We start from the raw sequence: 26938 nt of genomic DNA on the forward strand, positions 1-26938 counted from the left end.
AGGCCCCCGGCCCGGCCGTCGTGAGGACGGGCCCAAGGGCCCTGTCGTCCGCGCGGCCGGGCGCGCACGCTCGGAAGCAGCGGGACCTCCGGGCCCGTCCTGACCCCGCGGTTGATGCCGAAGCCCAGCGGCTGAAGGAGTGGATCGCCATGACGCTCGACCCGGCTCTCACCCAGATGCTCAGCGCGGCCGACCTGCGCCTGCTCGCCGCCGCCGGCGGCGCGGCGCCGTCGCTGCACAACAGCCAGCCCTGGCGCTTCGTGCCGACCCCGGACGGGCGCGGGCTCGCCGTGTACGCCGACACCGGTCGTTCCGTACCGCTGGCCGACCCGGCCGGCGCCGCCGTGCACATCGCGGTCGGCGCGGCCGTGTTCAACCTGCGGGTGGCGGCCGGGCGGCTGGACCGGGAACCGCTGGTCCGGCTGCTCCCGGACGTCGCCGAGCCCGGGCTGCTCGCCGTGCTGGACCTCTCCCGCCCGGCCGTCGCGGAGGCGCCCTTCGGCCGCGACCTCTACCCCGCCATCGCCGCCCGGCACTCCAGCCGCGAGCCCTTCACCCAGCGCGACGTGCCCGAGGCGGTGATCGGCGAGCTGATGGCCGCCGCCCGGGAGGAGGGCGTCACCCTGGCCGCGCTGGAGGAGGAGGGCGTACGGCGGGTGCAGGAGCTCACCGCCGACGCCGAGCGCCGCAACGCCGCCGACCCGGCCAGGGCCGCCGAGTCCCGCGCCTGGCTGCGGCCCGACGACGGCACCGCCGAGGACGGCATCCCGCGGTCGGCGCTCGGCCCGCAGGACCACGACGCCCGGGTGCCGATGCGCGAGTTCGGCGGCCGCCCGCCGGAGGCCCCCGAGCAGCCGCCCTCGCAGCGCTTCGAGGCGCTGCCCCAGCTGTGCACCCTCAGCACCCGCGGCGACGGCCCGCCGGACTGGCTGCGCACCGGGCAGGCGCTGGAGCGGGTCTGGCTGCTGGCCACGCTGCACGGCGTCCGGCTCACGGTCTGGCACCAGGCGATCGAGTGGCCGGACACCCGCTGGGCGCTGCGCGACCCGGCCGCCGGGCCGGGCCACGTCCAGCTGGTCCTGCGGGCCGGGTACGGCCCGCCCGGGGCGGCCACCCCGCGCCGGGCGGTCGAGGAGACGCTCGGGGAGCGGCCTTCCTGAACCGATGAGGTCAGGGCGTGTCCCGCGGACCGGAAGGGTCCGCGGGACACGCCCTGACGTTTTCAGCGCGCTCGTTCAGCGCGCTCGTTCAGCGCGGCCGTTCGGCCGCCGGCAGCACCTGGGCGGCGAGCCGCAGCGGCGGGCTGTGCCGGAAGGTGAGGGTGAACTCCACCCACTGGCCGGCCCGCAGCGGCGGCGGGTCGGCGATCATCAGGTCCGCGTCCTCCGGGGTCATCCGCAGCTCGCCGCGGCCCGGCACCGGCAGCGCCGGGGCCGGCTCCCAGCGGCCCGCCGCGCCCTGGTGCAGGTGCCGCTTCAGGGTGATCCGGCCGCCGAACTCCCAGCTGGCACCGGTCAGTTCGTCCGGTATGTCGCCCGGGTTGCGGATCGTGAAGAAGGCCGCCGTGGCGGAGGCCGCGCCGGCCGTCGGCAGCAGCACCCAGCCCGGTCCAGCCTCCACCGGGCGGTCGCGGCCGGCCCCGCCGAACGCCGTCCAGCCGGTGAGCAGGACCAGGGCCAGCGCCGCCGCGCCGACCGGCGGGCCGACCGCCCCGAGACGCTGCCAGGCCTTCACCGTCGTCCTCCCTTGCGCTGTCCCTGTCCCTGTCCCTGGCCCTTGCGCTGTCCCCGCCCCGGTTCCCAGGTGCGCAGCCGCAGGCTGTTGCCCACCACGAGCAGCGAGCTGAGCGACATGGCGACCGCCGCCAGCATCGGGTTGAGCAGTCCGACCGCCGCCAGCGGGATCAGCACCAGGTTGTAGCCGAAGGCCCAGAGCAGGTTGGCCCGGATGGTCGCCAGGGTCTGCCGGGCCAGCCGTACGGCGTCCACCACCGCCTCGATGTCGCCGCGCACCAGGGTCAGCCCGGCCGCGCCGATCGCGGCGTCGCTGCCGGAGGCCAGCGCCACCCCGAGGTCCGCCGAGGCCAGTGCCACGGCGTCGTTGACGCCGTCGCCGACCACCGCGACCGTCCGTCCGGCGGCGCGCAGTTCGGCCACCACCTCGGCCTTGCGCTCGGGGGAGGCCGAGGAGTGCACCCGCTCGATGCCCAGCTCGGCGGCCACCGCCCGGGCGGCGCCGGGGCCGTCCCCGGTCAGCAGTACGGTCTCCAGGCCCAGTCCGCGCAGCCGGTGCAGGGCCCGCCAGCTCCCCGAGCGCACCGTGTCGCCGACCGCCAGGACGGCCGCCGGCCGCTCGTCCAGCTCGACCACGACGGCCGTGCGGCCCGCCTCCCCGGCCTGCGCCACCGCCTCGGCCAGGGCCGGCGGCAGCGCGGCGTCGTCCGGCCGCCCGACTCGGACGGCCCGGCCCTCGACCGTCCCGGACACCCCGAGCCCGGTGGCGGCCGCGAAGCCGGTCACGGCCGGCAGCGGCCCGCAGCGCTCGCGGGCCGCCGTCGCGACGGCCCGGCCGATCGGGTGTTCGGAGCGGTGCTCGACCGCGCCGGCCAGCCGCAGGGCCTCGTCCTGCGTGGGACCGTCCGCGGTGGTGACGGCGGCCAGTTCCATCCGGCCGGTGGTCAGCGTCCCGGTCTTGTCCATCACCACCGTGTCCACCCGGCGCAGGCTCTCCAGCACCTCCGGGCCGCGCACCAGCACGCCCAGCTCCGCGCCCCGCCCGGTCGCCGCCAGCAGCGCCGTCGGCGTGGCCAGCCCGAGCGCGCACGGGCAGGCCACCACCAGCACCGCGACCGCCGCCGTCACCGCCGCCTGCGGGGCCGCGCCCGCGCCCAGCCAGAAGCCCAGAACGCTCGCCGCGACCGCCAGCACGCAGGGCACGAACACCCCGGCCACCGCGTCCGCCAGCCGCTGCGCCCGCGCCTTGCCGGCCTGGGCCTCCGCCACCAGCGCGGTGATCCGGGCCAGTTGGGTGTCCGCGCCGACCGCCGTGGCCCGCACCACCAGGGCGCCGCCCACGTTCACCGTCGCGCCCGCCACCCGGTCCCCGGGGCCGACCTCGACCGGCACGCTCTCCCCGGTCAGCAGGCTCAGGTCGAGCGCCGAACCCCCGTCGACCACCACCCCGTCGGTGGCCACCCGTTCGCCCGGCCGCACCACGAACTCCTGCCCGGGCAGCAGCAGTTCGATCGGCACCAGGCGCTCCTCGCCGTCCGCCCCCCGCAGGCACACCTGCTTGGCGCCCAGCTCGGCCAGCGCCCGCAACGCGGACCCGCTGCGCCGCCGCACCCGGCCCTCCAGCAGCCGCCCGGCCAGCACGAACAGCGGTACGCCGACCGCCGCCTCCAGGTACACGTGCGCGGTGCCGCCGCCGTCGGCGGTCAGCGAGAACGGCATCCGCATGTCCGGATCGCCCGCCCCGCCGAGGAACAGCGCGTACGCGGACCAGCCGAAGGAGGCCACCACACCCAGGCTGACCAGGGTGTCCATGGTCGCCGCCGCGTGCCGCAGCCCCCGCAGGGCGCGGAGGTGGAACCCGGCCGACCCCCAGGTCACCACGGGGACGGCGAGCGCGAAGCAGACCCACTGCCAGGCGGTGAACTGCGCCGACGGCACCATCGACAGCACCAGGACCGGGACGGCCAGCAGGGCGGTGACCAGCAGCCGCCACCGCTCGTCCGGCTCCTCCGCCGCCACCCCGACCGGCGCCCCCGCGGGCAGCGGCTCGGCGGTGTAGCCCGCCCGCTCGACCGCCGCCACCAGCTCCGCGACCGGCACCCCGGCCGGGTGCAGCACCCGGGCCCGTCCGGTCGCCAGGTTCACCCCGGCCGTCACCCCGTCGATCCGGGCCAGCCGCTTCTCCACCCGGCCCACGCACGCCGCGCAGGTCATCCCGCCGACCGCCAGATCGGTGGCGACCACGGGCTCGGCGACGGCGCTCACCGCATCCCGCCCATGCCGTGCCCGTCCATCCCGGGCGACCCGCCGCCCCCGCTACTGGGCCGCAACCCGGGCGCGACCGGGCCGACCTGGCGCCCCACCCCGTAGGCCACCACGAACACCACCACCAGCAGCAGGACGAACCCCGCCAGCACACTCAACGGCCGGACTCCCGGCGACTTCGCACTCACCCCCCAGCAGTCGGACGGGCGACGCGGTTGGTTCCCGTACGTTCCGGAACCGGTTCCCGTACGTTCCCGAACCGGCGGTGCCAAGCCGCTCCGCCGGGCGGCGCCCCGGCGGGTGTCCCTTGTCAGTGGGGCGTCGTAGGTTTGCTCCGCACGCCGAACACCGGGCGTGCGGACCGAGGAACACCGAAGGGGGAACCAGCGATGAAGCGTACGGGGAAGCACGGCTTCGCGGCGGTGGCCGGGGCGGTGGGGGCGGTGCTCGCCCTCGCCGGGACGGCGGTGGCGCTGCCGGCCGGGAGCGGGGCCGAGGCGCCCGCCGCGGTTCCCGGCCAGCCGGGGACGGGCGAGATCCTGCCGCACCCGGGGCCGGAGGGGCTGATCTGGATACCGGACTGGATCGGCGACGGCGGCGCCGTGACGGCCTCGGTGAACCCGTCGCAGCCGTTCACGTTCACGCTCGGCTGTCGGGGCGGCGGCTCGGTGGACGTGCACATCGGCGGCGCGGCGCCGGTCGACTTCACGGTCCAGTGCCCGGTCGACTCCACCGGCGTCGGTTCGGTGGAGGTCCCCGCCCGCCCGGGCCGGGACCTGCTGTTCACCGCGCACACCTCGGACCCGTCGATCCACTGGGGCATGTACGCCACCCAGGCCGACTAGACATATCGCAGGGCTACGGCCGAACGCTGCGCGGCCCGATGGCGGTGGCACCCGACACGCCGACCCGGGCCCGCAGTTCGCGGTCGGCGGTGGCGACCAGACAGGTGCGGGCGGGGTTCCGGGCCTTCTCGGCCCGGACCAGCTCCACGATCCGGTCGTCGCCGCTGCCGCTCGCCGCCACCACCCGTACTCCGGGCACGCCGTCCACCCCCCGGGCCGCGCCCTCGACGACCAGCACCACCTCCAACGGGCCGGGGTGCTCCGGCACGCCCCGTTCGGCGACGGCCACCAGCGCGTCCCGCAGCCGCTCGGCGGCGCCCCGCCGGTCGCGCCACCAGCCGTCCGGCACCGATCCGACCACGTTCGCGCCGTCCACCACCAGCAGCGGGAGCGGCCCGGCCTCGTTCTCGTCCATGGCCGCCAGCCTGCCACGCCGCCAGGCCGGGTTCCGCGGCGGCCGGTCGGAGCCGCGCCGCTCGGCCGAACCGGCGACGCGGGCGGCATGTCCGGTGCCGCCTGAGCGCCGGCCCCGGGCGGCTCGGGTAGGCAACGGGCCCATGGACACACGCATCGACGAGATCGCCGAACGCATCTACCGGATCTCGACCTTCGTCCCGGAGATCGCCCCGCCCGCCGGGTTCACCTTCAACCAGTTCCTGGTCGACGCCGAGGAGCCGCTGATCTTCCACACCGGGATGCGCTCGCTGTTCCCGGCGGTGTCCGAGGCGGTCGGCCGGGTGCTGCCGGTGGAGCGGCTGCGGTGGGTGACCTTCGGCCACGTCGAGGCGGACGAGTGCGGGGCGATGAACGAGTTCCTCGCCGCGGCCCCGCACGCGCGGGTCGCGCACAACACGCTCGGCTGCCTGGTCTCGCTGAACGACCTGGCCGACCGCCCGCCGGTGCCGATGGACGACGGCGAGGTGCTGGACCTCGGCGGGCGCCAGGTACGCCGCCGGGTGCGCAACATCAACACCGCGCACGTGCCGCACGGCTGGGAGGCGCGGGTGCTGTTCGAGGAGCAGACCCGCACCCTGTTCTGCGGCGACCTGTTCACCCACCTCGGCAACGGGCCCGCCGTCACCGACGCCGACCTGGTCGAATCGGCCCTGGAATCCGAGGGGCTGTTCCGCCAGACCTCCTGCCTGACGGCCGCCGCGACCGCGCTGCGCTCCCTCGCCGAGCTGCGCCCGCGCACCCTGGCGGTGATGCACGGCTCGTCCTTCCACGGCGACGGCGCGGCCGCGCTGACCGCCCTGGCGGACGGGCTGGAGGAGCGGTTCGGACCGGAGTCGGGGTTCGTCGGGCTGCCCAGCGCACTGGCGGGCCCGCACCCGTAGCCCGGTCCGTCGGCGCTCAGTCCGTCAGCGCTCAGTCCGTCAGCGTGATCCGGATGCCGACGGTGCCGCGCTCGCCGCGGCGCAGCCGGCTGCCGAGCAGGGTGAGCACGCCGAGCAGGCCGTACTTCTGGCGCAGCAGGGTGCGGTAGGCGGCGGTGCGCTCGGGGCCGAGGAGCTCGGCGGTGGCGGGGTACTGCTCGCCGGTCGGGTGGCCCTTGACGTCGCACGGGCCGACCAGCACGTCGGCGCGGTTGCGGATCCGCTTGACCTTCCAGGACTCCGCGACGGTCCAGACCCCGAGCGCCTCCCCGTCGCGCACCACCCACACCGGGGTCGGCACGGCGGTGCCGTCCTTCCTGTACGTGGTGACGAGCAGGTAGCTCCCGGAGGAGAGCTGGACGATCCGGGCGAGCCGGTCCGCGGCGGAGGGGTCGGGCGTGGTCATGGCCGGAAGTCTAGAGGGCCCCGGGCACCATCCCGGGCAGCGGAGACGGGCGGTCACCAGAACTGCGCCAGCGCGCTCTCCTTGAAGGGCGTCGGGCTCACGCTGAGGTCCCCGGCGAAGGGCCGGTCCAGTACCAGGACCAGCAGCAGGCTGAACCCGATCAGCGCGGCCACCGAGCCGACGAACAGCAGCCGTACCTTCGGGCTGCGCAGCCCGTACAGCAGGGTCAGCGCGAGGATCACCAGCGCGCCGCCCACGATCAGCACCTGGAGCAGGACCGGCAGTTCGTTGCGGCTCTCGTTGATCCGGTCCCGGCGCTGCCCGACCGCGTCGTTGAGGCTGCCCAACGCCTCGGTGTAGAAGGCCTGTTCGGACTGGGACTGGGGCTCGTACTCGCGCAGCACCTGGTACATCCGGTCCACCTTGGTGGCCGTCACTGTGAAGTCGCCGCGGCCGGCCCTCATCAGCGGCCACTGCTGCTCGACCACGGCGTGCACGTAGTCGTGGATCGCGGCGTTCACGGCGGTCTGGACGTCGGGCGGGAAGGCCTTGGCGTCGCGGGCGATCTGGGAGATCGACGTCGCCTCGGTGGAGACCACCTTCTGGGTGTCCTGGAGCTCGGTCCACAGGTTGACGATGACGAAGGCGAGGATGATGCCGTAGATCGCCCCGAACATGCCGAGCACCACGCCGACCATGTCGTTGTTCTCGCCACCGGTGAGGGCGGGGAAGCGGCGGGTGGTGAGGAGGCTGCAGGCCACGGCCAGGACGACGAAGCCGCCGACGACCAGGAACGTGAGCTCGGTGGTGGAGAAGTGGTTCAGCAGCCAGAGTTCCACGGCCGTCCGTCCTCGCCGGTCAGTCGGGTGTGGTCCCGCGGGGCCCGCGGGTGGTACGGGGAGGCCCGCCGGTACGGGCGGTGCGGAGCAGGGTGCGGGCGCGGCGGGTGAGGCGGTGCCGGCCGTGGCCGCCGACGCCGGTGGCGCCGGTGGCGCCCCCGACGGCGGTCGTCCCGCCCCCGTCGTACGCCGGGGCGGACGCGGCGGACGTGGTGCGGCGGCGGGCGGTGACGCGGGCGGTGGCCCAGGCGGCGAGGGCGGTGGCGAGGACGGCGGCGGTCCAGACGGCGGGGGCGAGGCCCGAGCCGGAGCCGCTGGTCAGCGGCGGACGGGACCAGGGCGGCAGCTGCTCGCCGGCCTCGGCCCCGCCGGCGGCGGCGGACGGCCCGGCGGGGGCGGGGGCGGCGGTGTCGTCGACCAGCTTGCCGACCGGCTGGACCTTCCCGGCGGCCGCGAAGCCCCAGTCGAGCAGGCTGGCGGCCTCGTCGTAGACCCTGCCCTGCGCGTCCGGGTGCATCACCGTCACCAGCAGGGTGCGGCCGTCGCGTTCGGCGGCGCCGGTGAAAGTGGCGCCCGCGTTGGTGGTGTAGCCGTTCTTGACGCCGATCAGGCCGGGGTACTTGCCGAGCAGCCGGTCGGTGTTGGCGATGTCGAAGCTGGTGCGCTGGCCGGTGAGCTTGTCCAGTCCGCCGGGGAAGCGCGCGGTGCGGGTGGCGCAGTAGGAGCGGAAGTCGGCGTTGCGCAGCCCGGCCCGGGCGAAGAGCGTGAGGTCGTAGGCGGAGGAGACCTGGCCGTCCATGTCGTAGCCGTCCGGGGAGACGACCTTGGTGTCGCGGGCCTGGAGCGCCCGGGCGCGCTCCTGCATCTCGGTGACGGTCTGCTGGATGCCGCCGTTCATGTGGGCGAGGACGTGGACGGCGTCGTTGCCGGAGCTGAGGAAGACGCCCCGCCAGAGGTCCTCGACCCGGTACGGCAGGTTCTCCTTGACGCCGACCAGGCTGCTGCCGGCGCCGAGGCTGGCGAGCTCGGTCGTGGTGACCTTGTGCTCGGTGGTGCGGTCGAGCTTGGGCAGCACGGTGTCCGCGAACAGCATCTTGAGGGTGCTGGCCGGGGGCAGCGGCAGGTGGGCGTCGCGGGCGGCGAGCACCTCGCCGGTGGCCGCGTCGGCGACCAGCCAGGAGCGGCCGGTCAGGTCGGAGGGCAGCGCGGGCGCCCCGGCCAGCGGCGCGACCTGGACGGCCGGGCGGCCGAGCCGCTCCCCGCCGACGGCGGGGACGGAGTCCTGGGCGAGGGAGGCCGGGGCGGTGACGGCGAGGACCAGGACGGCGCAGGCGGCGGCTCCGGCCGCGGTCACGGCGGCGGAGGGCGACTTCAGGGGTGTGCGGGTGGGGAACACACGGCGAACGTACCCGCGCCGCCGCCGGGCCGCCGGGCCTGCTGCTCCGTCCGGAGCCGGGCTGAGCCGTCCGGAGCCGTCCGGAGTCGGGCCGGGTGGTGAGGAGCCGGGTCGGAGCCGCGTGGAAGGGACGACTTTGGTGGCGCCGGCCCGCACCGAAAGTCGGATGTCCGGCGGAGGGCCGGATTCCTAGGCTCGGGAGCATGAAGACCCTGCTCGGCTACCTCGGCTCCGTGTTGATCGTCGGCGGCGCCTCCGGCCTGCTGTCCACCTGGATCGAGGGCTTCCGGCTGTTCGGCTTCGTCCGGGTCCTGGTGCCGGCCGGCCACGAGATCGCCGGGTACTCCACCCTGGTGGTGCTGGGTGTCCTGCTGGCGCTCCCCGCCGCCCGGCACGGTTAGGGGATGCGCGGCAGGGCTGGAACGCGCCCGGCACGGTCAGCGCACGCCCGGATCGTCTGAGGGCGCCCCCGCCGCGATGCCGTCGAGCAGGACGGCGAGCCCGGCGCGGAAGGCCTCCCGGTGGCCGTCCTCGGGGGCGCCGCCGCCGGTGCTCTGCAGGGCGACGAGCAGGGGGAAGCGCTCCGCGAAGTCCGGTGCCAGCTCGGCGAGTCGGGCGGAGCGGGTGGCCCACCAGTCCTCGTCGGCGATCCCGGTGGCGGCGGCCGCGCCGCGCGCGTCGGCGGTGGTGGCGGCCAGGCCGCGGACGAACTGCCAGAGCGCGGCGACCGCCCCGCGCAGCCGCGCCGGCGCCAGGCCGACCGGCCGCAGTGCGCGCAACAGCGCCTCCATCGCGGCGAGTTCGGCGGGGCCGAGGACCGGGCGGGCCTGCGAGACCTGGAGCACCCAGGGGTGGCGCAGGTAGCAGGCGTACAGGGCTTTGGCCCAGGCGGTGACGGCTTCCCGCCAGCCGTCGGCCACCGGGAGTCCGCCGGGGAATTCGGCGGGAACTCCCGAGGGGGGTTCGGTGGCGAGTTCGGCGAGCGCCCGGTCGTGCATCAGGTCGAGCAGTTCGGCCTTGCCGGGCACATAGGTGTAGAGCGCCATCGCGGTGCGGCCGAGCCGTTCGCCCACGGCGCGCATCGACAGCGCGGCCATGCCCTCGGCGTCGGCCACCGCGATTCCGGCGGACACGATCGCGTCGACGCTCAGACCCGGCTTGGGGCCGCTGCGCCCGGCGCGCGGCTCCTCGGGCGCGCCCCAGAGCAGGGCGAGCGCGCGGTGGGCGTCGCCCTGTCCGGCGTAGACGGTCATCCGACATCTCCTTATGGCGTAAAGTATCGCTCCGACGGCAACTCTTTATGCCGTAAGGTTACCAACCGAAGGGGTTTCGCGATGACATTGCCCGTCACCTTCGTCGAGGTCGTCGAGGTCCGCCGGATCACACCGCGCACCGCCCGGATCACCTTCGCCGCCGAGGAACTCCCCGACGCCGTCGGGACCGCCCCGGACCAGCAGCTGAAGCTCTGCTTCCCGCGCCCCGGGCAGCGCGAGCCGGTGCTGCCCGCCCGGCAGGACGACCCGATGGGCTGGTACCAGGCCTACCTGGCGATCCCCGAGGCCGAGCGCCCGCTGCTGCGCAGCTTCACCCTGCGCGGCCGGCGGCCCGGCACCCGGCTGGTCGAGATCGACTTCGTGCTGCACGGGGACTCCGGCCCGGCCGCCGCCTGGGCGGAGCGGGCCGCGCCGGGGGACCGGCTCGGGATGGTCGGCCCCTCCGCGCTGTACGCCCCGCGGGTCCCCTTCGTCGAGGCCGCCACGGAGGCCGACTGGGTGCTGCTGGCGGGCGACGAGACCGCGCTGCCGGCGCTCGCGACGCTGCTCGGGGTGCTGCCCGAGGGGGTCCGGGCGTACGTGTGGATCGAGGTCGCGGACCAGGCGGAACGCCAGGAGCTGGAGAGCCGCGCCGAGCTGGAGGTGGAGTGGCTGTACCGCGACGGCGCGGCCCCGGGCACCGTGCTGACCGAGGCGTTCCGGGACGGCGTGCTGCCCGGGGGTGAGCCCTTCGTCTGGCTGGCCGGGGAGGCGGGGGCGGTCCGGGAGGTCCGCCGGCTCCTGATCGAGGAGCAGGGGGTGCCGAAGGAGGACATCGACTTCACCGGCTACTGGCGCCACCGGCTGACCCAGGACGACGCGCCCACCGCCGACGACCTGGCGGACGCTCAGGAGCGCCTGGCCGGCACCTGAGACCGGGCCGGGCGTCCCGCCGCGGCTCCCGCCGCGGGACGTCCGGGCGCCGTGGCGGCCGTTTCGCCGGGCGGCGGCGTGGGAAGGGAGTCCGCCGGGGCTCTCCCGTGCCGGCCGTCCGGATCCGGCAAGGGCCGATCGGCTGAAAGATGCGGATTCGACCCGATTTCCTCTCCGAATTTTACTGATTGATGGTCAACTTTACTTTCTGATGGGGATTTACCCCCTTGTCGTGATCCTCTCAGGTGCGTTGGAATGCGTCAGCTGTCCATCTGACGAGAGGATTTATATGATCGGCTGGCGGAAAACCCAGCTAGCGGCCGCCGTCACGGTGACCGCCGCGTCCATGGTCCTGAGCCTCGGGACCATCGCGACCGCGGCCCCGGCCCCCGAACCGCAGAACGCCCAGGCGGCGTCCACGGACGGGTCCCCGGTGCCGGTGATCGTCATCATGAAGGACCAGATCGCGGACGCCCCGGCCGACCACGGCCACCTCGGCGCCCGGCAGCAGAAGACCGCCGACGCACAGGCGCCGCTGCTGAACAAGGTCAAGGCCGGCGGCGGCACCGATATCAAGAGTTTCGTGGTCGGCAACGCCTTCTCGGCCACGGTCAGCCCCGCCCTGCGGGCCCAGCTCCAGGCCGACCCGGCCGTCTCCTCCGTGGTGGCGGACGCCCAGGTCCAGGTCGCCCCGCCGGCCGCCGCCAAGGCGAAGGCGGCCAAGGACACCGCCGCCGCCAAGGCGCCCAAGGCCGACGCCGCTCCGCAGGCCGTTTCGGGCAGTAACGGCCAGGGGGCGGAGGAGAACGCGACCAACACGGTCTGCCCCGCCGACCCGGCCAAGCCGCTGCTGGAGCCCGAGGGCCTCTACTCGACCCGGGCCGTCACCGGCAACGGCAAGCCCGGCGTTGAGGACCTCGCCACCGGCAAGGGCGTCAAGGTCGCCTACATCGCGGACGGCCTCGACCCGAACAACCCGGACTTCATCCGGGCCGACGGCTCGCACGCCGTGGTCGACTACCAGGACTTCGCGGGCGACGGCTGGGACGCGCCGACCGGCGCGGCCGAGGCCTTCGGCGACGCCTCGGCGGTCATCGCCCAGGGCCGCCAGGTCTACGACGTCTCCAAGTTCGTCAACTCCTCGCACCCGCTGCCGGCCGGCTGCAACATCCGCATCCGCGGCCTCGCCCCGGACGCCGACCTGGTCGCGCTGAAGGCCGGCGGCGAGATGATGTCCAACTCGTCGATCCTCCAGTCGATCGACTACGCGGTGCGGGTCGCCCACGTGGACGTGCTGAACGAGTCCTTCGGCGGAAACGTCACCCCGGACAGCGGCGCGCACGACACCATCTCGCTCTTCAACGAGCAGGCCGTCAAGGCCGGTGTCACCGTGGCGGTCTCCACCGGTGACGCCGGCCTCAGCGGCACGATCGGCACCCCGGCCACCGACCCGTCCGTGATCGCGGTCGGCGCCTCGACGGACAACCAGAACTACCAGCAGACCGGTTACGCGGCCTCCCAGTTCTCCAACAAGACCTGGAGCAACAGCCGCATCTCCGCGCTCTCCTCGGGCGGCTTCACCCAGGCCGGCCGGACCGTCGACCTGGTCGCGCCGGGCGAGTCGGACTGGGCGCTGTGCACGCCCGACACCAGCAAGTACACGGACTGCACGGGCTACAACGGGCAGCCCTCGCCGATCCAGCCGTTCGGCGGCACCAGCCAGTCGGCCCCGTTCGTCACCGGCGCCGCGGCCCTGGTCATCCAGGCCTACCGCGACACCCACGGCGGCGACTCGCCCGCCCCGGCGCTGGTGAAGAAGTTCCTCACCGGCACCGCCACCGACCTCGGCGTGCCGGCCGAGGAGCAGGGCGCCGGCCTGCTGAACGTCCGCGCCGCCGTCGAGGCCGCCCGCGGCTACGACGACGGGGACGGCACCGACGGTGCGAAGACCGTCGTGGTCAACACCGGCCAGGTCGACATCGCCGGCGCCCCCGGCTCGACCCACACCGCCGACGTGTCCGTCACCAACACCAGTGACAGCACCCAGACGGTGAGCGCCACGACGCGCAGCTTCGCGCCGCAGTCGAGCAACCGGCAGACCGTCCAGCTGGACCCGTCCTCGAAGGACACCTTCAAGTACGCGACCAACGGCGCGGACTGGGTGCAGAAGCAGGTCAAGTTCACCGTCCCGGCCGGCGCCGACCGCCTCGCGGCCTCGATCGCCTGGCAGGGCGCGCCCAACCCGGTCACCAACGGGCCGGTGGTCCGGATGACGCTGCTCGACCCCTCGGGCCGCTTCGAGACCAACACCCGTCCGCAGGGCGGCGCCACCCCGGCGAACTTCGGCCTGGTGGACGTCCCGCACCCGGTGGCCGGCGAGTGGACCGCCGTCCTCTACACCCCGGCCGGCCAGGCCGGCTACAACGGCGCCGTCCAGCTCGGCACCGCCACCCAGCGCGCGGTGCCGGCCGGCGCCGTGAGCCCCGGCACCACCGACCTGAAGCCGGGCCAGACCAAGACCCTCAAGGTCCAGCTCACCACCCCGGCCACCAGCGGCGACTCCAGCGAGGCCGTCCTGGTCTCCGGCTCCAACGGCAACACCACCAGCGTCCCGGTCGTGCTGCGCAGCCTCGTCCCGGTCAACCAGGGCAAGGGCACCTTCACCGGCACCATCACCGGCGGCAACGGCCGCAGCGCCTCGCCGACGCAGAGCTTCTCGTACGCCTTCGACGTCCCGAAGGGCCAGAAGGACCTGCGGGTCGGCCTGACCGTCGGCAAGGACCCGAAGCTGCTCATGCAGGGCGCGCTGATCAGCCCGAACGGCACCCCGGTCGACATCGAGGGCAACGGGCAGTTCGACGCCCAGGGCAACCTGGCGGGCACCGGCAACGGCGTCTCGGCCACCGCCGTCAACCCGGCCGCCGGCCGCTGGCGGTTCGTCCTGAACGTGCTCGGCCCGGTCAGCGGCCAGGAGCTCGCCCAGGACTTCACCGGCACCATCGCGTTCAACCAGAACCAGGCCACCGCGGCCGGCCTGCCCAACGACGCCCGCACCAGGCTGGCGGCCGGCAAGCCGGTCACCGTCCAGGTGAACTACACCAACAACACCGTCGCGACCCAGCGGATCGCGGCCGACGGCCGGCTGGACCGCCGGGTGGACGTGCCGCTGGTGCCGCAGGGCACCTCGGCGACCGTCACCCTGCCGCTGAGCCTCAGCTCCGCGGTGCCGTCCTTCCTGGTACCGCCGGGCACCGACCGGCTCAAGGCCGTGGCGGCGTCCTCGACGCCGGCGCAGATCGAGCTGAGTGCCACCACCGGCTCGCCGGACCTGTTCGGCGACCTGAAGAAGGCCCAGGACGGCTCCACCGTCTCGGTCGTCACCGACAACGGCACCGCCGAGCAGCCGGTCGTCCCCGGCACCTGGAGCACCTTCGTCCAGCAGATCGGCCCGTTCGGCACCGGCGGCGCGCCGGCCGGCACCTCCACCATCACGGCCACCGCGCACACCCAGGCCTTCGACCCGGCGCTGACCTCCAGCACCGGTGACCCGTACGCCGCCTCGGTGAACGCCTCGGCCGCGGCCGCCACCCCGGTGACCGTCGCCCCCGGCGCCACCGGCACGCTCCAGGTGACGCTGACCCCGACCGGCCCGAAGGGCAGCACCGTCAAGGGCGTGCTGTACCTGGTGTCCGGCCCGACCGGCGTGGCCACCGCCAACAACGCCCTGAACACCACCGGTTCGGTGCTCGCGGCGATCCCGTACAGCTACACCGTGAACTGACGCCACGTCAGCCGACGTCAGGCCGAGGCCGTCCCGGGGTTCCGGGGCGGCCTCGGCCGCGTTCGACGGCCGGGGTTCCGGGGGCGGCCGACTGGGCAGGGTCGGGAGTGAACGGATGTTGTCACCGGATGTTGTCACCGGATGTTGTCACCGGATGGGGAGTTGCGAGTTGAACGACGCGATCAAGCACGGCGAGGTCGTGGTGAACGGCGTACGGCTGCACTACGCGGAGCAGGGCGAGGGGCCGCTGGTCCTGCTGCTGCACGGCTTCCCGGAGAGCTGGTACTCCTGGCGCCACCAGTTCGCGCCGCTCGCCGAGGCCGGCTACCGGGTCGTCGCGCCGGACCAGCGCGGGTACGCCCGCAGCGAGCAGCCCGAGCGGATCGACGCCTACACCCTGCTGCACCTGGTCGGCGACGTGACGGCGCTGATCGCCGCGCTCGGCGAGGAGAAGGCCGTCGTGGTCGGGCACGACTGGGGCGCGCCGGTGGCCTGGGCCGCCGCGGCGCTGCGGCCGGACCTGGTGCGCGGGGTGGCCGGGCTGAGCGTGCCGCCGCTGCCGGCCGGGCCCGGCACCCTGTCCGCGGCCCGGGAGAACTTCGGCGAGGGCTTCTACCAGATCTACTTCCAGGAGCCGGGCCGGGCCGACGCCGAGCTGGCGGCCGACGTCAAGTCCAGCCTGCGCCGCATCCTCTGCGGCATCCAGCCCGACGGCGAGCCGCGACCGTGGATCGTCCCCGAGGGAAAGAAGCTGCTGGACACCGTCCCGGAGCCGGAGAGCCTGCCGGACTGGCTCACCGACGAGGACCTCGACGTGTTCGCCGCCGACTACGCCCGGCACGGCGAGAACGCCTTCACCGGGGGCCTCAACTGGTACCGCAACATCGACCGGAACAGCGAGCTGATGACGGCGTTCGTCGGCCAGCGGATCGACGTGCCCGCGCTGTTCGTGGTCGGTGAGCGGGACCTGGTGAACGCGATGATCGCGCCGGAGGCGGTCCAGTACCTGCTGACGCACCTGACGCCCCGGCTGCACCGGCACGTCCGGCTGCCGGACACCGGCCACTGGACGCAGCAGGAGCGCCCGGCCGAGGTCACCGAGGCGCTGCTGGACTTCCTGGCGCACCTGGACAAGTAGCCGGCCGGGGCACCGGGCGCGGCCTCGGGGGCCGCGCCCGGTGTCAGACCGGCAGGAGGCGGGCGATCAGCTCGCCGAGGCGGCGGGCGTTGCGGCAGGAGTGCATCTCCACCACGCCCGCGTAGACGAGGGCGGCGGAGTCGCCGGTCGGCCAGAGCGAGGGCTGCTCGGGGTTGAGCCAGAACACCCGGCGGGCCCGGGCGGCGATCCGGCGCAGCGCGTCCGGGTTGGGGTCGCGGTGGTTGTTCCTGGCGTCGCCGAGGACCAGGACGCAGGTGCGCGGGCCGACGGCGTCCAGGTGCCGTTCGGCGAACTCCCCGAGTGCGGAGCCGTAGTCGCTGTTGCCGTGGTAGCCCGTGACCTCGGCCTCGGTGAGGATCCGGGCGGCCAGGCGTGCCGGGTCGTCGCCGCCGCGCAGCAGGCCGGTCACCTCGGCGGTGCGGTTGACGAAGGCGAACACCCGGACCTTGCTGAACTGTTCGCCCATCGCCTGCACCAGCAGCATGGTGAAGTCGGCGAAGCCCGCCACCGAGCCGGAGACGTCGCACAGCAGCACCAGCTCCGGGCGGGCCGGGCGGCGCCGCCGGTACGCGGGGCGCAGCGGCACCCCGCCGGTGCCCAGCGAGCGGCGCAGGGTGCGGCGCAGGTCGATCTCGCCGCGGGCGGCGCGCCGGCGCCGGGCGGCCAGCCGGGTGGCCAGCTTGCGGGCCAACGGGTGGACGGTGCGGCGCAGTTCGGCGAGCTGGTCGCGGCCGGCGTAGAGGAAGTCGACCCGGTCGGCGGTGGGGGCGACGGCGCGTTCGGCGATCCGCTCGGGGCCGCGCAGCTCGGCGACCCGGCGGCGGGCCTCGCCGGCGGCCATCGCGCGGAAGTCCCGGATGCGGCGGCGGATCTCGTCGGCGAGTACCCGGTCGGAGAGGTCCCGGTCGGCGGGGCCCCGGTCGGCGGGGTCCCGGGCGCCGGGCCGTTCGCGCAGGGCGGCGAGGACGCGGGCGAGCAGCGTCTCGGGGGCGAGCCGGCCGAGCGCCTGCTGGGCGGACCAGCCGCCGGAGCCGGGGGAGCCGCCGCTGCCGGGGGAGCCTCCGGTGCCGTACCGGCCGAAGGCCTCGATCAGCTCGCCGGCCAGCCGGGCCTGGGCGGCGCGGTCGTCGGCGGCCAGCGCGGCGGCGAGGCGCTCGCGCAGCTGCTCGCGCAGCGGGTCGGGGCGGCCGAAGCGCGGCGGTTCGGGGTCGTCGGGGACGGGCGGCGGGTCGGCCCGGACGGCCTCCGGGGTGCCGACGCCGAGCGGGAAGAACAGGTCGAAGGCGGCGTCGTAGACGGTCCGTTGGGCTTCCGAGCGGAGCAGGGCGGCGGCCAGGCCGGCCCGCATCTGCTCGCGGTCGGCGAAGCCGAGGACGTCCAGGACGGCGGCGGCGTCCACCGTCTCGGCCGGGCCGATCCGCAGGCCGTGCCCGCGTAGGGCGCGGACCAGGCCGGTGAGGCGGGCGGCGGTGTCGGCCTCCCAGGGCGTCGTCATGCGAGGGTGAGCTTCTGGGCGGCCTTGCGGACGTCGTCCTGGTGCTTGAGGATCACGCCGAGGGTGTCCCGGACGACCGTCTCGTCCAGGGTGGCGGCGCCGAGCGCCAGCAGGGTGCGGGCCCAGTCGATGGTCTCGGCGACGGACGGGGCCTTGCGCAGCTCCATCGCGCGCAGCGCGCCGACCACCCGGACCAGCGACTCGGCCAGCGTCTCGTCCAGTCCGGGCACCTTGAGCCGGACGATGCGGCGCTCCAACTCGGCCTCGGGGTAGTCGAGGTGGAGGAAGAGGCAGCGGCGGCGCAGCGCCTCGGAGAGCTCGCGGGTGGCGTTCGAGGTGAGCAGCACGAAGGGGCGGCGCTCGGCGGTGATGGTGCCCAGCTCGGGGACGGTGACCTGGAAGTCGCTGAGCACCTCCAGCAGCAGCGCCTCCACCTCGACGTCGGCCTTGTCCATCTCGTCGATCAGCAGCACGGTCGGCTCCTCGCCGCGGATCGCGGTGAGCAGCGGGCGGGCGAGCAGGAACTCCTCGCCGAAGATGTCGGTGCGGGCCTCCTGCCAGCCCTCGTCGCGGCCGGCGGTGATCCGCAGCAGCTGCTTGGCGTGGTTCCACTCGTAGAGCGCGCGGGCCTCGTCGATGCCCTCGTAGCACTGGAGCCGGACCAGCCGGGCGCGGCCGATCGCGGCCACCGCCTTGGCGAGTTCGGTCTTGCCGACCCCGGCCGGGCCCTCGACCAGCAGCGGCTTGCCGAGCCGGTCGGCGAGGAAGACGGTGGTGGCCACGGAGGTGGAGGCCAGGTAGCCGGTGGCGGCCAACCGCTCGGCGGCGTCCGCCACCGAGGTGAAGAAGCCCGTGCCGTGCCCGCCGTCGTCGCTCATCCGCCTGCCCCGTTCCGGTTCGCCGTCTCCGTGCGGCGCCACCCTACCGGCCGGTCACTTCGCTGTCTCGGGGACGGGCGTCCGGGGTCGGGGGCGGGCGTTCCGGTTCGGGGACGGGTCCGGCGCAGCGGCGTACGGCCCGGTGAGGGTGCCGTACGCCGCCGTCGTCAGGACGGGCCGTGGGGGCCCCGGCGTCAGTTGACGAAGAGCGCCGGGCTGCCGGCGACGGAGCTGTCGAGCACCGGGCCGTAGGTGGCGCTGAAGTAGCCCGTCGAGAAGCACAGGCTCGGCCCGGACACCAGGGCGAACGGCTGGCCGGCGAAACCGATGGTGTTGCCGGTGTTCGAGGTGGTGCCGTTGATCCCGGTGCTGTTCTGGTAGTTGCAGCTGATGCTGCCCAGGATGGTGTTGAGCACCACGGTGGTGCCCATCACGCCGGCCGCGCCGGGGGTGAGCTTGACCGGGTTGCCAGGGGCGTCACTGACCGTGTTGGTGAACGGCAGGCTGGTGACCGTGACGCTCTTGACGCCGGTGACACCGATGACGTTGGAGGTGCAGGAGCCGAAGGTCTGGGTGTCGAGCCGCTCGACGGCGCTGCCCGGCGCGGCGGGGTTGGCGGTGACGGTCGCCGAGAAGGAGGAGGCGGCACACTTGACGCCGGTCGACCCGGTGGCGCTGTTGTTGAAGTTCGCGGTGGTGCCGGAGACCAGGTTGGCGGTCAGCACGTCGCCGACGGCGACGTCCGGGCCGCTCGGACTTCCGGTGGTCAGGACCGCGCCGGCGGCCTGGGCGGGGGTCACGGCCGCGCCGGTGAGGGCGAGTGCGGCCAGGGCGGCGGTGGCGAGGGTGCGGCTGATGCGCATGAGGGTACCTCTCTCCGTCCGGTGGACGGGGGTGGGGGAAACCCGGCGTGCGGGTGTGGTGGTGTGCACGACGGGGGAGGGGCGTGGCGGGTGCCGGAGGCTTCGCACCGGAGACGTCGTACCGTTCCCCGGGTCGCTCTCCGGGCCGCGCTCCGGTCTTCACACCGGATGCCCTCGGCCCATGCCGAGGGCGGGCGGGCCCGGCGCCACGGGCCCGCCCGTGCGGTACGGCGGTGCGGACGTACGCGAGGGTGGGCGTACGGCGGTGCGGTGGAACTGCGGTGGTACGGCGGTGCGGTGGTACGGCGGTGCGGTGGAGCTGCGGTGCGGCCTTGCGTGTGGCCTTGCGTACGGACGGCGGCGTGGAACACCGCGGCACCGCGCCGTTCGGTCGGGGACGTGCGGTGCCGTCGGGGCCCTCGACGACTGCCACCGTCGCGGTCCCGTCCCCGCCGTGGTCCCGTGGCCCGGGCTTTCGCCCCGGTCCGCGGAGCCCCCGGAGGTCCGGCCGGTGGGCGCCTGCTGGCCCGCCGGTTGGAAACCTGTCAGTGTTGTAAACCCGGTGTTCCATCAATGTCAATACAGGACACAGGAGTTGGTGATGGATCGGAAACACCTCCGCGGAGCCGACGTGGTCCTGCTGCCGGGTGCCCGGACCGGCCGCGATCCGGCCCGCTCGATCAAGCCGGGCCCGCGCCGGCTGCCCGCCGGAGTGGTCGCCGCGACCCAGCGCGATCGACTCCTGGACGGGCTGGTGCGGACCGTCGCCGAGCGCGGCTACCAGCACGCGACGATCAGCGACATCTGCCGCGCGGCGGGCGTGACCAGGCCGGTCTTCTACGAGCTGTTCAACGGCAAGGAGGACGCCTTCCTGGCCGCGCACCGGCACGGCACCGGTGTGGTGATCCGGCGGATGGCGGCCGCCTTCGCGGCCGAATCCGACTGGTGCCGGGGCATCCGGAAGGCGCTCGGCGCGATGCTGCAACTGCTGGCGGGGACACCGGCGTTCGCCACGATGGCGGTGATCGAGATCGAGGCGGTCGGTCCGGCCGGCCGACGGGAGCGGGACCAACTGCTGACCAGGTTCCGCTCGTTCTTCGCCGATGTGCCCCAACTTCCGGGCGGGGTCGGGTCGAAGGAGATGGTGGACGCCGTGGTCGGCGGCGTCTACAGCGCGATCTACCGGCGGATCGACTCCGGCCGGACCGAACAACTACTGGAGCTCCTGCCGCTGTTGAGCCTGTTCTGCCTGTCGCCCTTCCTCGGCCCGGCGGAAGCGGCCGAGCGGCTGGGGGTGCGGGACTGGCCGAAGCGGGTCGCGGATTGGTGAAGATCCTTCGTGCACCTGTATTGACCCGGCCAATACCGGGCAGTAGCTTCCCAGTTACCTACCGGCGCCGACCGGTCCGCCCCGCTGCCGAGGGGCGGACAGCCCGGTCGGGCCGGGGAACGCTGTCCGCGCCAGGACAACGTGCCAAGTGCCTGCACACCCATTCCACCCACAGGGAGCACACACATGGCCATGTCCGAGGACGCCGCCACGGCGGCCGAGACCCCGCAGACGCCGAGCGGGCCGAGAAGAGGACGGGTCCGGCTGAAGCGCAGCGCCCTGATGGCCGTACCGGCCATCGCGGCCGGTGGCGTCCTGATGGCGCTCACCGCCCAGGGCGTGCTCGCCGCCCAGTTCTCCATCTCCGGCATGCCGTTCACCATCACCGCCGACAAGCTGGACGGCGAGGGCTTCGCCCAGTTCGGCTCGCTGGACTCGATGATCCCCGACAGCCCCAACGCGGGCTCCACCGGCGGCCAGGTGCTGGTCGCGGTGTCGGCGATCAAGAAGGCCGAGATCACCAACCTGTGCCAGAGCGTCGACCTCGGCGGCATCAACCTGGTGATCCACGCGGGCGACGGCGGCACCCCCGTCACCGCCTCCGACCTCACCACCGACTCCGACATGCTGTCCGGCGACGCGGAGTTCAAGAACATCGAGATCGGCGGCGACGCCAGCACGTACACCAAGGCCGGCCCGGTCGGCAAGGGCAACCCCGGCGTGTTCGGCCAGCAGGCCGACCACGTCACGCTGACTCACCTGAACCAGCACAACTACGCGAGCACCGCCGTCGGGTTCAAACTGCCGAACCTGCGGCTGAGCTTCAGCTCCACGGGCTGCTGAGCATGGCGGAGTCCGTACCGGAGCCGGCCGGCACCGGCGAGGGCACCGCGGCACGGGCCGAGGGGGTGGCCGCCGAGGGGACGGCGGCCGCGCCCGCCCAGGCCGTGGCGGCCCCCGTCGCCGAGCCCGCCGCACGCCCGGTCACACGCGACTGGCGGGGCCGGCGACCGTTCTGGGGCGGGCTGCTGGTGACACTCGGCGGCGCCGAGGTCCTGTTCACCCTGAAGGCTCCGCTGCCCGTCATCCTGCACATCGGGATGCAGGGGCTGGCCGGGTACCTGGTGCCCGCGGTGATGCTGCTGTGCGGCCTGCTGATCCTGTTCAACCCGGCGCAGCGGCTGTTCTACTCCATCCTCGCCGTGCTGGCCTCGCTGGCCAGCTGGGTCACCTCCAACCTGGGCGGCTTCGTGATCGGGATGCTGCTCGGGGTGGTCGGTGCCTGTCTCACCTTCGGGTGGCTGCCCGACCAGCCGCTGCGCCAGGGCCGGCAGCGGCGGCTGGAGCGCCGGGAGGCGCGCCGGGCAGGAGTCTGACGACGGCGGTGCCCCGGGTCCTGGTGGTAGGAGAGCACCGGGGCGCGGGGCACCCTTCCGTCCTGCCCGCCCGTTCCGGGGGTGCGTGCGCGCGATGGGGCCCGTGCGCGGTGGGGGTGCGTGCGCGCGGTGGGGGTCCGTGCGCGCGGTGGCCGAAAAGCGTCCCGGTCCGGACGTACCACCGCAAGGGGTCGTTGGTCCCGGGTCTCTCCGGGGCGATCGGCCCTTCTCGTGTCCGGCGGCCCGGCAGTTCACTGGGCGGGACATGGACAACAGCAGCAGCATGAGCACTGGCACCGCCACCGCCACCGCCGAGTACGACCGCCTGATCGCCCGCCATCACGCGATGCGCCTGCGACGCCAACTCCTCGCCCCGTCCACCTCGGCCGGCGGCGACCTCGGGTGCAACGCGTACGGGGAGGAGGGCGGCTACGACGGCGCCGCGGACCAGCACGTCATCCGGCGCGACCTCGACCTGATCTCCCCGCTCGCGGACCTGATCGACCACCTCTACGCGGTGATGTTCAGCCACCGCCCGTACCTGCGACCGCTCTTCCCCGCCTCGATGGAGTTCCAGCAGCTCCACCTGGAACGGATCTTCCACCATCTGATCGACCACCTCGACCGCCCGGCCGAACTGGAGCAGACGCTCCGCCAACTCGGCCGCGACCACCGGAAACTGGGCGTCCGTCCGGTGCACTACGAGGCCTTCGAGGAGGCCCTGTGCGCGGCCGTCCGGCACCGGGCCGGCGAGCGCTGGACGGAGGAGCTGGAGGGCGCCTGGGTGCGGATGCTGCGCTTCGCCGTCGGCGCGATGGTGGCCGGCGCCGACTCCGCGCTCACCGAACCCCCGTACTGGCACGCCGTGGTGACCGGCCACGAGCGCCGCCGCCCCGACCTCGCCGTGCTGCGGGTGCGCACCGGCGAACCGTACCCGTACCGGGCCGGGCAGTACGGCACCGTCGAACACCCGGCGCTGCCGCACACCTGGCGGCAGTACTCGATGGGCTGCGCCCCGCGCGCCGACAACGAGCTGGAGTTCCACGTCCGCCGCACCGCCCCCGGCGGGGTCAGCGCCGCCCTGGTCGAGCACACCGGCATCGGCGACCGGCTGCGCCTCGGCCCGCCGCGCGGCAGCCTGCTGCCCGACGGCGACGCCCGCGACCTGCTGCTGGTCGCGGGCGGCACCGGCCTCGCCCCGATGAAGGCGATCATCGAGCAGCAGACCGCCCACCGGCCGACCGGCCGCCGGGTCCACCTGTTCGTCGGCGCCCGGGACCGCCGGGACCTCTACGACTGGCAGTCGCTGTCCGAACTCGGCCTGCACAAGCCGTGGTTGACCGTCACCCCGGTCACCGTCGGCGAACTCGCCGACGCCGTCGCGACGGCCGGGGACTGGCGCGAGCACCTGGCCTGCGTCACCGGGCCGGCCGGCATGGTCGGCTCCGTCCGCACCCGGCTGACGGCGGCGGGGCTGCCGTCGGCGCAGGTGCGGTTCGACCAGGCGCTGTTCCGGTGACGCCCGCCTGACCGGTGACGCCCGCCCGTCCGGTCGGGTCGGCTCAGCTGGTGAGGACCGCTCAGCGGAAGCAGTAGGAGTCGGAGGAGGCGTCGCCGCCCGCCAGGTGGGTCTGGTGGACGCGCAGGCCCCGGAAGTCGGCGCCGTGCGGGAAGAAGCGCTCGTCGACGCTCAGCCCGCCGGCCTCCGGGTCGGCGTCCAGCTTGACCATCCAGGGCTCGATGCCGTCCGGGTAGAACTGGTCGTCCCAGGCGCCGTAGAGCGAGTTGGTGAGGTAGACCCGCCGGCCGTCCCGGCTGATCTCCACCATCTGCGGCGCCCCGCTCAGCGGACGGCCGGGCTCGGCCGGGTGCGGGGTGCGGGCGGTGATCCCGCCGAGCCGCACCGAGCCGGCCAGCCGGGGGTGGAACGGGTCCGAGACGTCGTACTGGAACAGCTCGCCGGTGCCCCAGGCCGACACGTACAGCCAGCGGTCGTCCACCGACAGGTTGATGTCGGTGACCAGCGGCGGCACCGCGCCGAACGGCCGCAGCGCGGGCGGCAGGTCCTCGGCCGCGGCCGGCTCGGCGGGGATCTCGATCACCTTGCGCGCGGTGAACGCCGGCCCGTCCCGGTACCAGAGCCAGACCGAGGAGGACAGGTCCTCGACGTTGGTGACCACCCCGGCGAACCCCCACTCCGCCTGCGGGTCGTGCGCCGGGCGCAGCTCCAGCACCATCTGGTACTGGTCGCCGAGGTCCACCCGCTGGAGGTGGCGGCCGGAGTCCAGCTCCCAGAAGTGCAGCGCGTGGCCGTACTTGCGCCCGAGCAGGAGCTCCGGCACCACCCCGCCCTCGACCATCGACGGGGTGCCCCACTCGCTGGTGATGCCCACGTTGGTGCCCAGGTGCCACCAGACGTCGTAGGCGAAGTGCTGCGGCCCGCGCTCGGTCTCCCAGGCGCGCAGCACCTCGAAGGTGGTGTGGTCGAGCAGCGCCACCCCGCCCGGGCCGTCGTTGCCCTCGGCGCCGCCCAGGCAGGACAGGAAGACGCCGTCGGGGCCGCAGTGCAGGGTGTGCGGGCGCGAGTAGCCCGCCTTGGCGGCGAGCTCCTTCGCCTCCACCGTCTTGACCAGCCGCGGGCGGACCGGGTCGGGGTAGGTGTCCATGACGTGCAGCCGGGAGGAGCGCAGCCCCGGCAGCAGCAGGTAGCGCCGCTCCGGGTTCTCGTGGCACGCGTGGGCGAGGGCGCTGGAGCAGGCGTTCCAGCCGAAGTGGTGCAACTCGTCGCCGAGCGTGGGGAGTTCGGCGAAGTTCAGGACCTTCCCGTAGCTCGCCGAGTCCGGATCGGTGTCGACGCTCAGCAACGCGTCCGGCCGCCGCCCCGACCGGTCGAACCCGGCCACGTACGCCAGCCTCTCCGGCGGGGCGGCGATCGCCTCGGCGGCCGAACGGTAGAGCGACGGATCGGTGTGCCCGTGCTGCATGCAAACTCCCCAACTCGCCTGGTCTGTCCCGGAAGCGTTCCACAGAACCACCGGCGCACAGCAGGCGCACGAGGGGCGGGCGACTACGCTCACGGGGTGCACAACAGCATTCGCGGGGGGACCTTCCACGCCCCGGTCGTCCAGGCGGACACGGCGCACGTCACGGTCACCGCGCGCCCGCCCACGATCGCGGGGCTGCCGCCGGTCACCTCCGCCCTCACCGGACGCGACCAGGACCTCGCCGAACTCCGCGCCCTGCTGGCCCCGGACGGCCCGTCGACGGTGACGGTCACCGGCCTCGGCGGCATCGGCAAGACCACCCTCGCGCTCGCCGCCGGCCACGCGCTGCTCGGCGAGGGCCACTACTCCGCCGCCCTCTTCGTCGACCTCCGCGGCTACGACGAGACCCCGGTCGAGGCCGGACAGGCCCTCGACACCCTGCTCCGGGCCCTCGGCGTCCCCGCCGAACACATCCCGCCCGACCGGGAGAGCCGCGCCACTCTCTACCGCGCCCGACTGGAGCAGCATGGCGGCGGCGTCCTGGTCATCGCCGACAACGCCTCCGCCGCCGACCAGGTCCGCCCCCTCCAGCCACCGCCCGCCACCCGCCACCGCCTCCTGGTCACCTCCCGCGAAACCCTCCCCGGCCTCGGCGCCCGCCTCCACCGCCTCGGCGTCCTCGACGCCGAGGCGGCCGTCACCCTCCTCGACACCGCCGTCCGGGCCGCCCACCCGGACGACGAGCGGATCACGGCCGACCCGGCGGCCGCCGGGCGGATCGCGAAGCTGTGCAGCCACCTCCCGCTCGCTCTGCGGCTCGCCGCCGCCCACCTCGTCCTGGACCCGCACCTGTGCCCGGACGAGCTCGCCGAGGACCTCGCCGACCGCGCCGCCCGGCTCGACCTCCTGGACGACGGTGAGGTCGGCATGCGCATCGTGCTCGATCGCTCGCACCGGCGCCTCACCGAGCCGCAGGCGGAGCTCTTCCGCCTCCTCGTCCTCAACCCCGGCCCCGACATCTCGACCGAGGCCGTCGCCGCGCTGACCGGCACCAAGCCCCGCGAGGTCCGCTCCCGGCTCGCCCGGCTCGCCGGCAGCGCCCTGATCGAACAGGCGGCGTGCGGCGGCCGCTGGTACCTGCACGACCTGGTCCGCGACTACGCCCTGGAACAGCTGGGGAAGGACCCGGAGCTGGGAGCACGGCGGTTGAGCCGGTTGGTGGAGTACTACGTGATGACCGCCCATGCCGCCAACCGGCGGGCCGCGTCACCGCCCGAGTGCTCGGACGCCGGCCTCTTCCCGGAACGGGCTGCCGCGCTGGCCTGGCTGGACTGCGAGCGCGCGAACATGGTGGTCCTGACCCTGAGCTTGGCACACGTCGGAATCCACCGAGGGGTCGCGCGCCTGTCGCCCGTAGTGGTGCCCGGGCTGATTTACAGCGGCAGGGCCGACATGGCGATCGCCGTCACGGAGGCGGCACTGAGGGCTGCCGACTCCATGGGTACCAGCGACGTCGAAGCGGACGTCTGGAACAACTACGGGATTTCGCTCAGCCTCGCGAGCCGTTCCGAGGAGGCGGTGGAAGCCCATCGACGTGCCCTTGCCATCGCGCGCAGCTGTCATGACCGGGTGGGTGAGACGATCGCGCTGCTCAACCTCGGCGAGCGGCTGAGGGTCATGGGTTGCCTCGATGAAGCACTTGAGTTCCTCGAACGCGCCCGCGTGCTCTGCGAGGAGTGCGACGACCGGCTCTGCCCGGCCGTGGCCTGGGGAAGCACGGGATCGGCTCTCCGGGTACAGGACCGGAACGACGAGGCATCCCAGACCCAGGAACATGCCCAAGGCACCTTTTGAGCACTCGGCGTGAAGCGAGCGGACGCCCGGTGGCCACGGGCTCCCGACGACACCCGTGGTGCCGCAGCGCGGATCCGCACATGACGACCCACCGCCGAGCGCCGCGCGGCTACCGGCCGGTATGGTCGGGGGTGGAACGGGCGGTCACCTGCCGATACGGGCAGACAGATAC

General features: G+C 74.3%; 24 protein-coding genes. 12 read left to right on the forward strand and 12 right to left on the reverse strand.

The features are described 5' to 3' along the window. The first annotated feature begins 149 nt into the window (after window positions 1–149). A complete protein-coding gene (locus ACFY4B_RS12220; RefSeq protein WP_380739589.1) occupies window positions 150–1160 on the forward strand; it encodes an Acg family FMN-binding oxidoreductase in 1011 nt (336 codons plus the stop codon). Window positions 1161–1248: 88 nt separating this feature from the next. On the opposite strand, the gene ACFY4B_RS12225 is transcribed toward ACFY4B_RS12220, so the two are convergent. From ACFY4B_RS12225 to ACFY4B_RS12235, 3 genes are read right to left on the reverse strand one after another with little or no spacing between them, the layout of a single operon-like run. Continuing rightward, on the reverse strand, window positions 1249–1734 hold the full coding sequence (locus ACFY4B_RS12225; RefSeq protein ID WP_380781124.1) for a copper chaperone PCu(A)C: 486 nt from the start codon (window positions 1732–1734) through the stop codon (window positions 1249–1251). Further along, window positions 1731–3998 carry a heavy metal translocating P-type ATPase gene (locus tag ACFY4B_RS12230; protein ID WP_387967539.1) on the reverse strand — a complete coding sequence of 756 codons (2268 nt, stop codon included), beginning with the start codon at window positions 3996–3998 and terminating at the stop codon, window positions 1731–1733. Before ACFY4B_RS12230 ends, ACFY4B_RS12225 begins: the two co-directional genes overlap by 4 nt. Next, window positions 3995–4156, reverse strand: a complete 162-nt coding sequence (locus ACFY4B_RS12235) for a hypothetical protein (protein WP_380781129.1) — start codon at window positions 4154–4156, stop codon at window positions 3995–3997. The genes ACFY4B_RS12230 and ACFY4B_RS12235 overlap by 4 nt, the downstream gene beginning before the upstream one ends. Before the next feature lie 231 nt (window positions 4157–4387). Between ACFY4B_RS12235 and ACFY4B_RS12240 the strand changes: the two genes are divergently transcribed. Next, window positions 4388–4843, forward strand: a complete 456-nt coding sequence (locus ACFY4B_RS12240) for a hypothetical protein (protein WP_387967541.1) — start codon at window positions 4388–4390, stop codon at window positions 4841–4843. Between the two features lie 13 nt (window positions 4844–4856). Here ACFY4B_RS12240 and ACFY4B_RS12245 read toward each other — a convergent pair whose 3' ends face one another. Continuing rightward, window positions 4857–5258: an NTP pyrophosphohydrolase gene (locus ACFY4B_RS12245; RefSeq protein ID WP_074003708.1), complete on the reverse strand. Its 402-nt coding sequence runs from the start codon at window positions 5256–5258 to the stop codon at window positions 4857–4859. 142 nt (window positions 5259–5400) lie between these two features. Here ACFY4B_RS12245 and ACFY4B_RS12250 point away from each other — a divergent pair, with 142 nt between their 5' ends. Beyond that, entirely contained in the window at window positions 5401–6180 is a 780-nt protein-coding gene (locus tag ACFY4B_RS12250; RefSeq protein WP_375873666.1) for an MBL fold metallo-hydrolase, read from the forward strand. 31 nt (window positions 6181–6211) lie between these two features. On the opposite strand, the gene ACFY4B_RS12255 is transcribed toward ACFY4B_RS12250, so the two are convergent. The 3 genes from ACFY4B_RS12255 to ACFY4B_RS12265 are packed head-to-tail and all read right to left on the reverse strand — an operon-like array spanning window position 6212 to window position 8860. After that, window positions 6212–6625 (reverse strand): PPOX class F420-dependent oxidoreductase, encoded by a 414-nt coding sequence (locus tag ACFY4B_RS12255; RefSeq protein ID WP_387967544.1) that lies wholly within the window; start codon window positions 6623–6625, stop codon window positions 6212–6214. 53 nt (window positions 6626–6678) lie between these two features. Then, complete coding sequence (locus tag ACFY4B_RS12260) at window positions 6679–7464, reverse strand: DUF4239 domain-containing protein (protein WP_387967546.1); 786 nt, start codon at window positions 7462–7464, stop codon at window positions 6679–6681. Window positions 7465–7483: 19 nt separating this feature from the next. Next, the gene (locus ACFY4B_RS12265; RefSeq protein WP_387967547.1) at window positions 7484–8860 is read right to left on the reverse strand and encodes a D-alanyl-D-alanine carboxypeptidase family protein; all 1377 of its coding nucleotides are present in this window, start codon (window positions 8858–8860) and stop codon (window positions 7484–7486) included. Window positions 8861–9063: 203 nt separating this feature from the next. Between ACFY4B_RS12265 and ACFY4B_RS12270 the strand changes: the two genes are divergently transcribed. Next, on the forward strand, window positions 9064–9261 hold the full coding sequence (locus ACFY4B_RS12270; protein WP_049660802.1) for a hypothetical protein: 198 nt from the start codon (window positions 9064–9066) through the stop codon (window positions 9259–9261). 36 nt (window positions 9262–9297) lie between these two features. Here ACFY4B_RS12270 and ACFY4B_RS12275 read toward each other — a convergent pair whose 3' ends face one another. Beyond that, complete coding sequence (locus tag ACFY4B_RS12275; RefSeq protein ID WP_387967549.1) at window positions 9298–10113, reverse strand: TetR/AcrR family transcriptional regulator; 816 nt, start codon at window positions 10111–10113, stop codon at window positions 9298–9300. A gap of 81 nt (window positions 10114–10194) precedes the next feature. On the opposite strand from ACFY4B_RS12275, the gene ACFY4B_RS12280 reads away from it, so the two are divergent. The 3 genes from ACFY4B_RS12280 (at window position 10195) to ACFY4B_RS12290 (ending at window position 15965) form a co-directional block, all read left to right on the forward strand. Beyond that, window positions 10195–11046, forward strand: coding sequence for a siderophore-interacting protein (locus tag ACFY4B_RS12280; protein WP_074003703.1), 852 nt, complete (start codon window positions 10195–10197; stop codon window positions 11044–11046). Between the two features lie 289 nt (window positions 11047–11335). Then, the gene (locus ACFY4B_RS12285) at window positions 11336–14827 is read left to right on the forward strand and encodes a S8 family serine peptidase (protein WP_387967550.1); all 3492 of its coding nucleotides are present in this window, start codon (window positions 11336–11338) and stop codon (window positions 14825–14827) included. A 169-nt stretch (window positions 14828–14996) separates the two neighbouring features. After that, window positions 14997–15965 (forward strand): alpha/beta fold hydrolase, encoded by a 969-nt coding sequence (locus ACFY4B_RS12290; protein ID WP_380739456.1) that lies wholly within the window; start codon window positions 14997–14999, stop codon window positions 15963–15965. A gap of 43 nt (window positions 15966–16008) precedes the next feature. Here the strand turns inward: ACFY4B_RS12290 and ACFY4B_RS12295 are convergent, their stop codons facing one another. The 3 genes from ACFY4B_RS12295 to ACFY4B_RS12305 all read right to left on the reverse strand — a co-directional run bounded on the left by ACFY4B_RS12295 (window position 16009) and on the right by ACFY4B_RS12305 (window position 19222). Continuing rightward, window positions 16009–17481: a VWA domain-containing protein gene (locus ACFY4B_RS12295; protein ID WP_387967552.1), complete on the reverse strand. Its 1473-nt coding sequence runs from the start codon at window positions 17479–17481 to the stop codon at window positions 16009–16011. Further along, complete coding sequence (locus ACFY4B_RS12300; protein WP_387967554.1) at window positions 17478–18359, reverse strand: AAA family ATPase; 882 nt, start codon at window positions 18357–18359, stop codon at window positions 17478–17480. Before ACFY4B_RS12300 ends, ACFY4B_RS12295 begins: the two co-directional genes overlap by 4 nt. A 194-nt stretch (window positions 18360–18553) precedes the next feature. Next, window positions 18554–19222 carry a hypothetical protein gene (locus ACFY4B_RS12305; protein ID WP_049650670.1) on the reverse strand — a complete coding sequence of 223 codons (669 nt, stop codon included), beginning with the start codon at window positions 19220–19222 and terminating at the stop codon, window positions 18554–18556. Window positions 19223–19823: 601 nt separating this feature from the next. Here ACFY4B_RS12305 and ACFY4B_RS12310 point away from each other — a divergent pair. The 4 genes from ACFY4B_RS12310 (at window position 19824) to ACFY4B_RS12325 (ending at window position 23447) form a co-directional block, all read left to right on the forward strand. Beyond that, window positions 19824–20552: a TetR/AcrR family transcriptional regulator gene (locus ACFY4B_RS12310; protein WP_387967556.1), complete on the forward strand. Its 729-nt coding sequence runs from the start codon at window positions 19824–19826 to the stop codon at window positions 20550–20552. A 186-nt stretch (window positions 20553–20738) separates the two neighbouring features. Further along, on the forward strand, window positions 20739–21395 hold the full coding sequence (locus tag ACFY4B_RS12315; RefSeq protein WP_049650672.1) for a DUF6230 family protein: 657 nt from the start codon (window positions 20739–20741) through the stop codon (window positions 21393–21395). A gap of 2 nt (window positions 21396–21397) precedes the next feature. Next, window positions 21398–21928, forward strand: a complete 531-nt coding sequence (locus ACFY4B_RS12320) for a DUF6114 domain-containing protein (RefSeq protein WP_241852985.1) — start codon at window positions 21398–21400, stop codon at window positions 21926–21928. 283 nt (window positions 21929–22211) lie between these two features. Beyond that, window positions 22212–23447, forward strand: coding sequence for a globin domain-containing protein (locus ACFY4B_RS12325; RefSeq protein WP_049650687.1), 1236 nt, complete (start codon window positions 22212–22214; stop codon window positions 23445–23447). Between the two features lie 61 nt (window positions 23448–23508). On the opposite strand, the gene ACFY4B_RS12330 is transcribed toward ACFY4B_RS12325, so the two are convergent. Beyond that, window positions 23509–24912, reverse strand: coding sequence for a selenium-binding protein SBP56-related protein (locus ACFY4B_RS12330; RefSeq protein ID WP_049650674.1), 1404 nt, complete (start codon window positions 24910–24912; stop codon window positions 23509–23511). A 96-nt stretch (window positions 24913–25008) separates the two neighbouring features. Between ACFY4B_RS12330 and ACFY4B_RS12335 the strand changes: the two genes are divergently transcribed. Beyond that, entirely contained in the window at window positions 25009–26766 is a 1758-nt protein-coding gene (locus ACFY4B_RS12335; protein ID WP_387967559.1) for an NB-ARC domain-containing protein, read from the forward strand. Window positions 26767–26938 lie beyond the last annotated feature (172 nt).

This window comes from Kitasatospora sp. NPDC001261 (assembly GCF_042896795.1).
In the GTDB taxonomy this organism is placed as follows: Bacteria; Actinomycetota; Actinomycetes; order Streptomycetales; family Streptomycetaceae; genus Kitasatospora.

Coding starts and splice junctions, on each gene's coding strand:
- ACFY4B_RS12310 (WP_387967556.1), top strand. CDS start 19,824: ATGGATCGGAAACACCTCCGCGGAGCCGACGTGGTCCTGCTGCCGGGT.
- ACFY4B_RS12325 (WP_049650687.1), top strand. CDS start 22,212: ATGAGCACTGGCACCGCCACCGCCACCGCCGAGTACGACCGCCTGATC.
- ACFY4B_RS12250 (WP_375873666.1), top strand. CDS start 5,401: ATGGACACACGCATCGACGAGATCGCCGAACGCATCTACCGGATCTCG.
- ACFY4B_RS12330 (WP_049650674.1), bottom strand. CDS start 24,912: ATGCAGCACGGGCACACCGATCCGTCGCTCTACCGTTCGGCCGCCGAG.
- ACFY4B_RS12295 (WP_387967552.1), bottom strand. CDS start 17,481: ATGACGACGCCCTGGGAGGCCGACACCGCCGCCCGCCTCACCGGCCTG.
- ACFY4B_RS12255 (WP_387967544.1), bottom strand. CDS start 6,625: ATGACCACGCCCGACCCCTCCGCCGCGGACCGGCTCGCCCGGATCGTC.
- ACFY4B_RS12300 (WP_387967554.1), bottom strand. CDS start 18,359: ATGAGCGACGACGGCGGGCACGGCACGGGCTTCTTCACCTCGGTGGCG.
- ACFY4B_RS12280 (WP_074003703.1), top strand. CDS start 10,195: ATGACATTGCCCGTCACCTTCGTCGAGGTCGTCGAGGTCCGCCGGATC.
- ACFY4B_RS12285 (WP_387967550.1), top strand. CDS start 11,336: ATGATCGGCTGGCGGAAAACCCAGCTAGCGGCCGCCGTCACGGTGACC.
- ACFY4B_RS12275 (WP_387967549.1), bottom strand. CDS start 10,113: ATGACCGTCTACGCCGGACAGGGCGACGCCCACCGCGCGCTCGCCCTG.
- ACFY4B_RS12240 (WP_387967541.1), top strand. CDS start 4,388: ATGAAGCGTACGGGGAAGCACGGCTTCGCGGCGGTGGCCGGGGCGGTG.
- ACFY4B_RS12320 (WP_241852985.1), top strand. CDS start 21,398: ATGGCGGAGTCCGTACCGGAGCCGGCCGGCACCGGCGAGGGCACCGCG.
- ACFY4B_RS12270 (WP_049660802.1), top strand. CDS start 9,064: ATGAAGACCCTGCTCGGCTACCTCGGCTCCGTGTTGATCGTCGGCGGC.
- ACFY4B_RS12220 (WP_380739589.1), top strand. CDS start 150: ATGACGCTCGACCCGGCTCTCACCCAGATGCTCAGCGCGGCCGACCTG.
- ACFY4B_RS12315 (WP_049650672.1), top strand. CDS start 20,739: ATGGCCATGTCCGAGGACGCCGCCACGGCGGCCGAGACCCCGCAGACG.
- ACFY4B_RS12305 (WP_049650670.1), bottom strand. CDS start 19,222: ATGCGCATCAGCCGCACCCTCGCCACCGCCGCCCTGGCCGCACTCGCC.
- ACFY4B_RS12245 (WP_074003708.1), bottom strand. CDS start 5,258: ATGGACGAGAACGAGGCCGGGCCGCTCCCGCTGCTGGTGGTGGACGGC.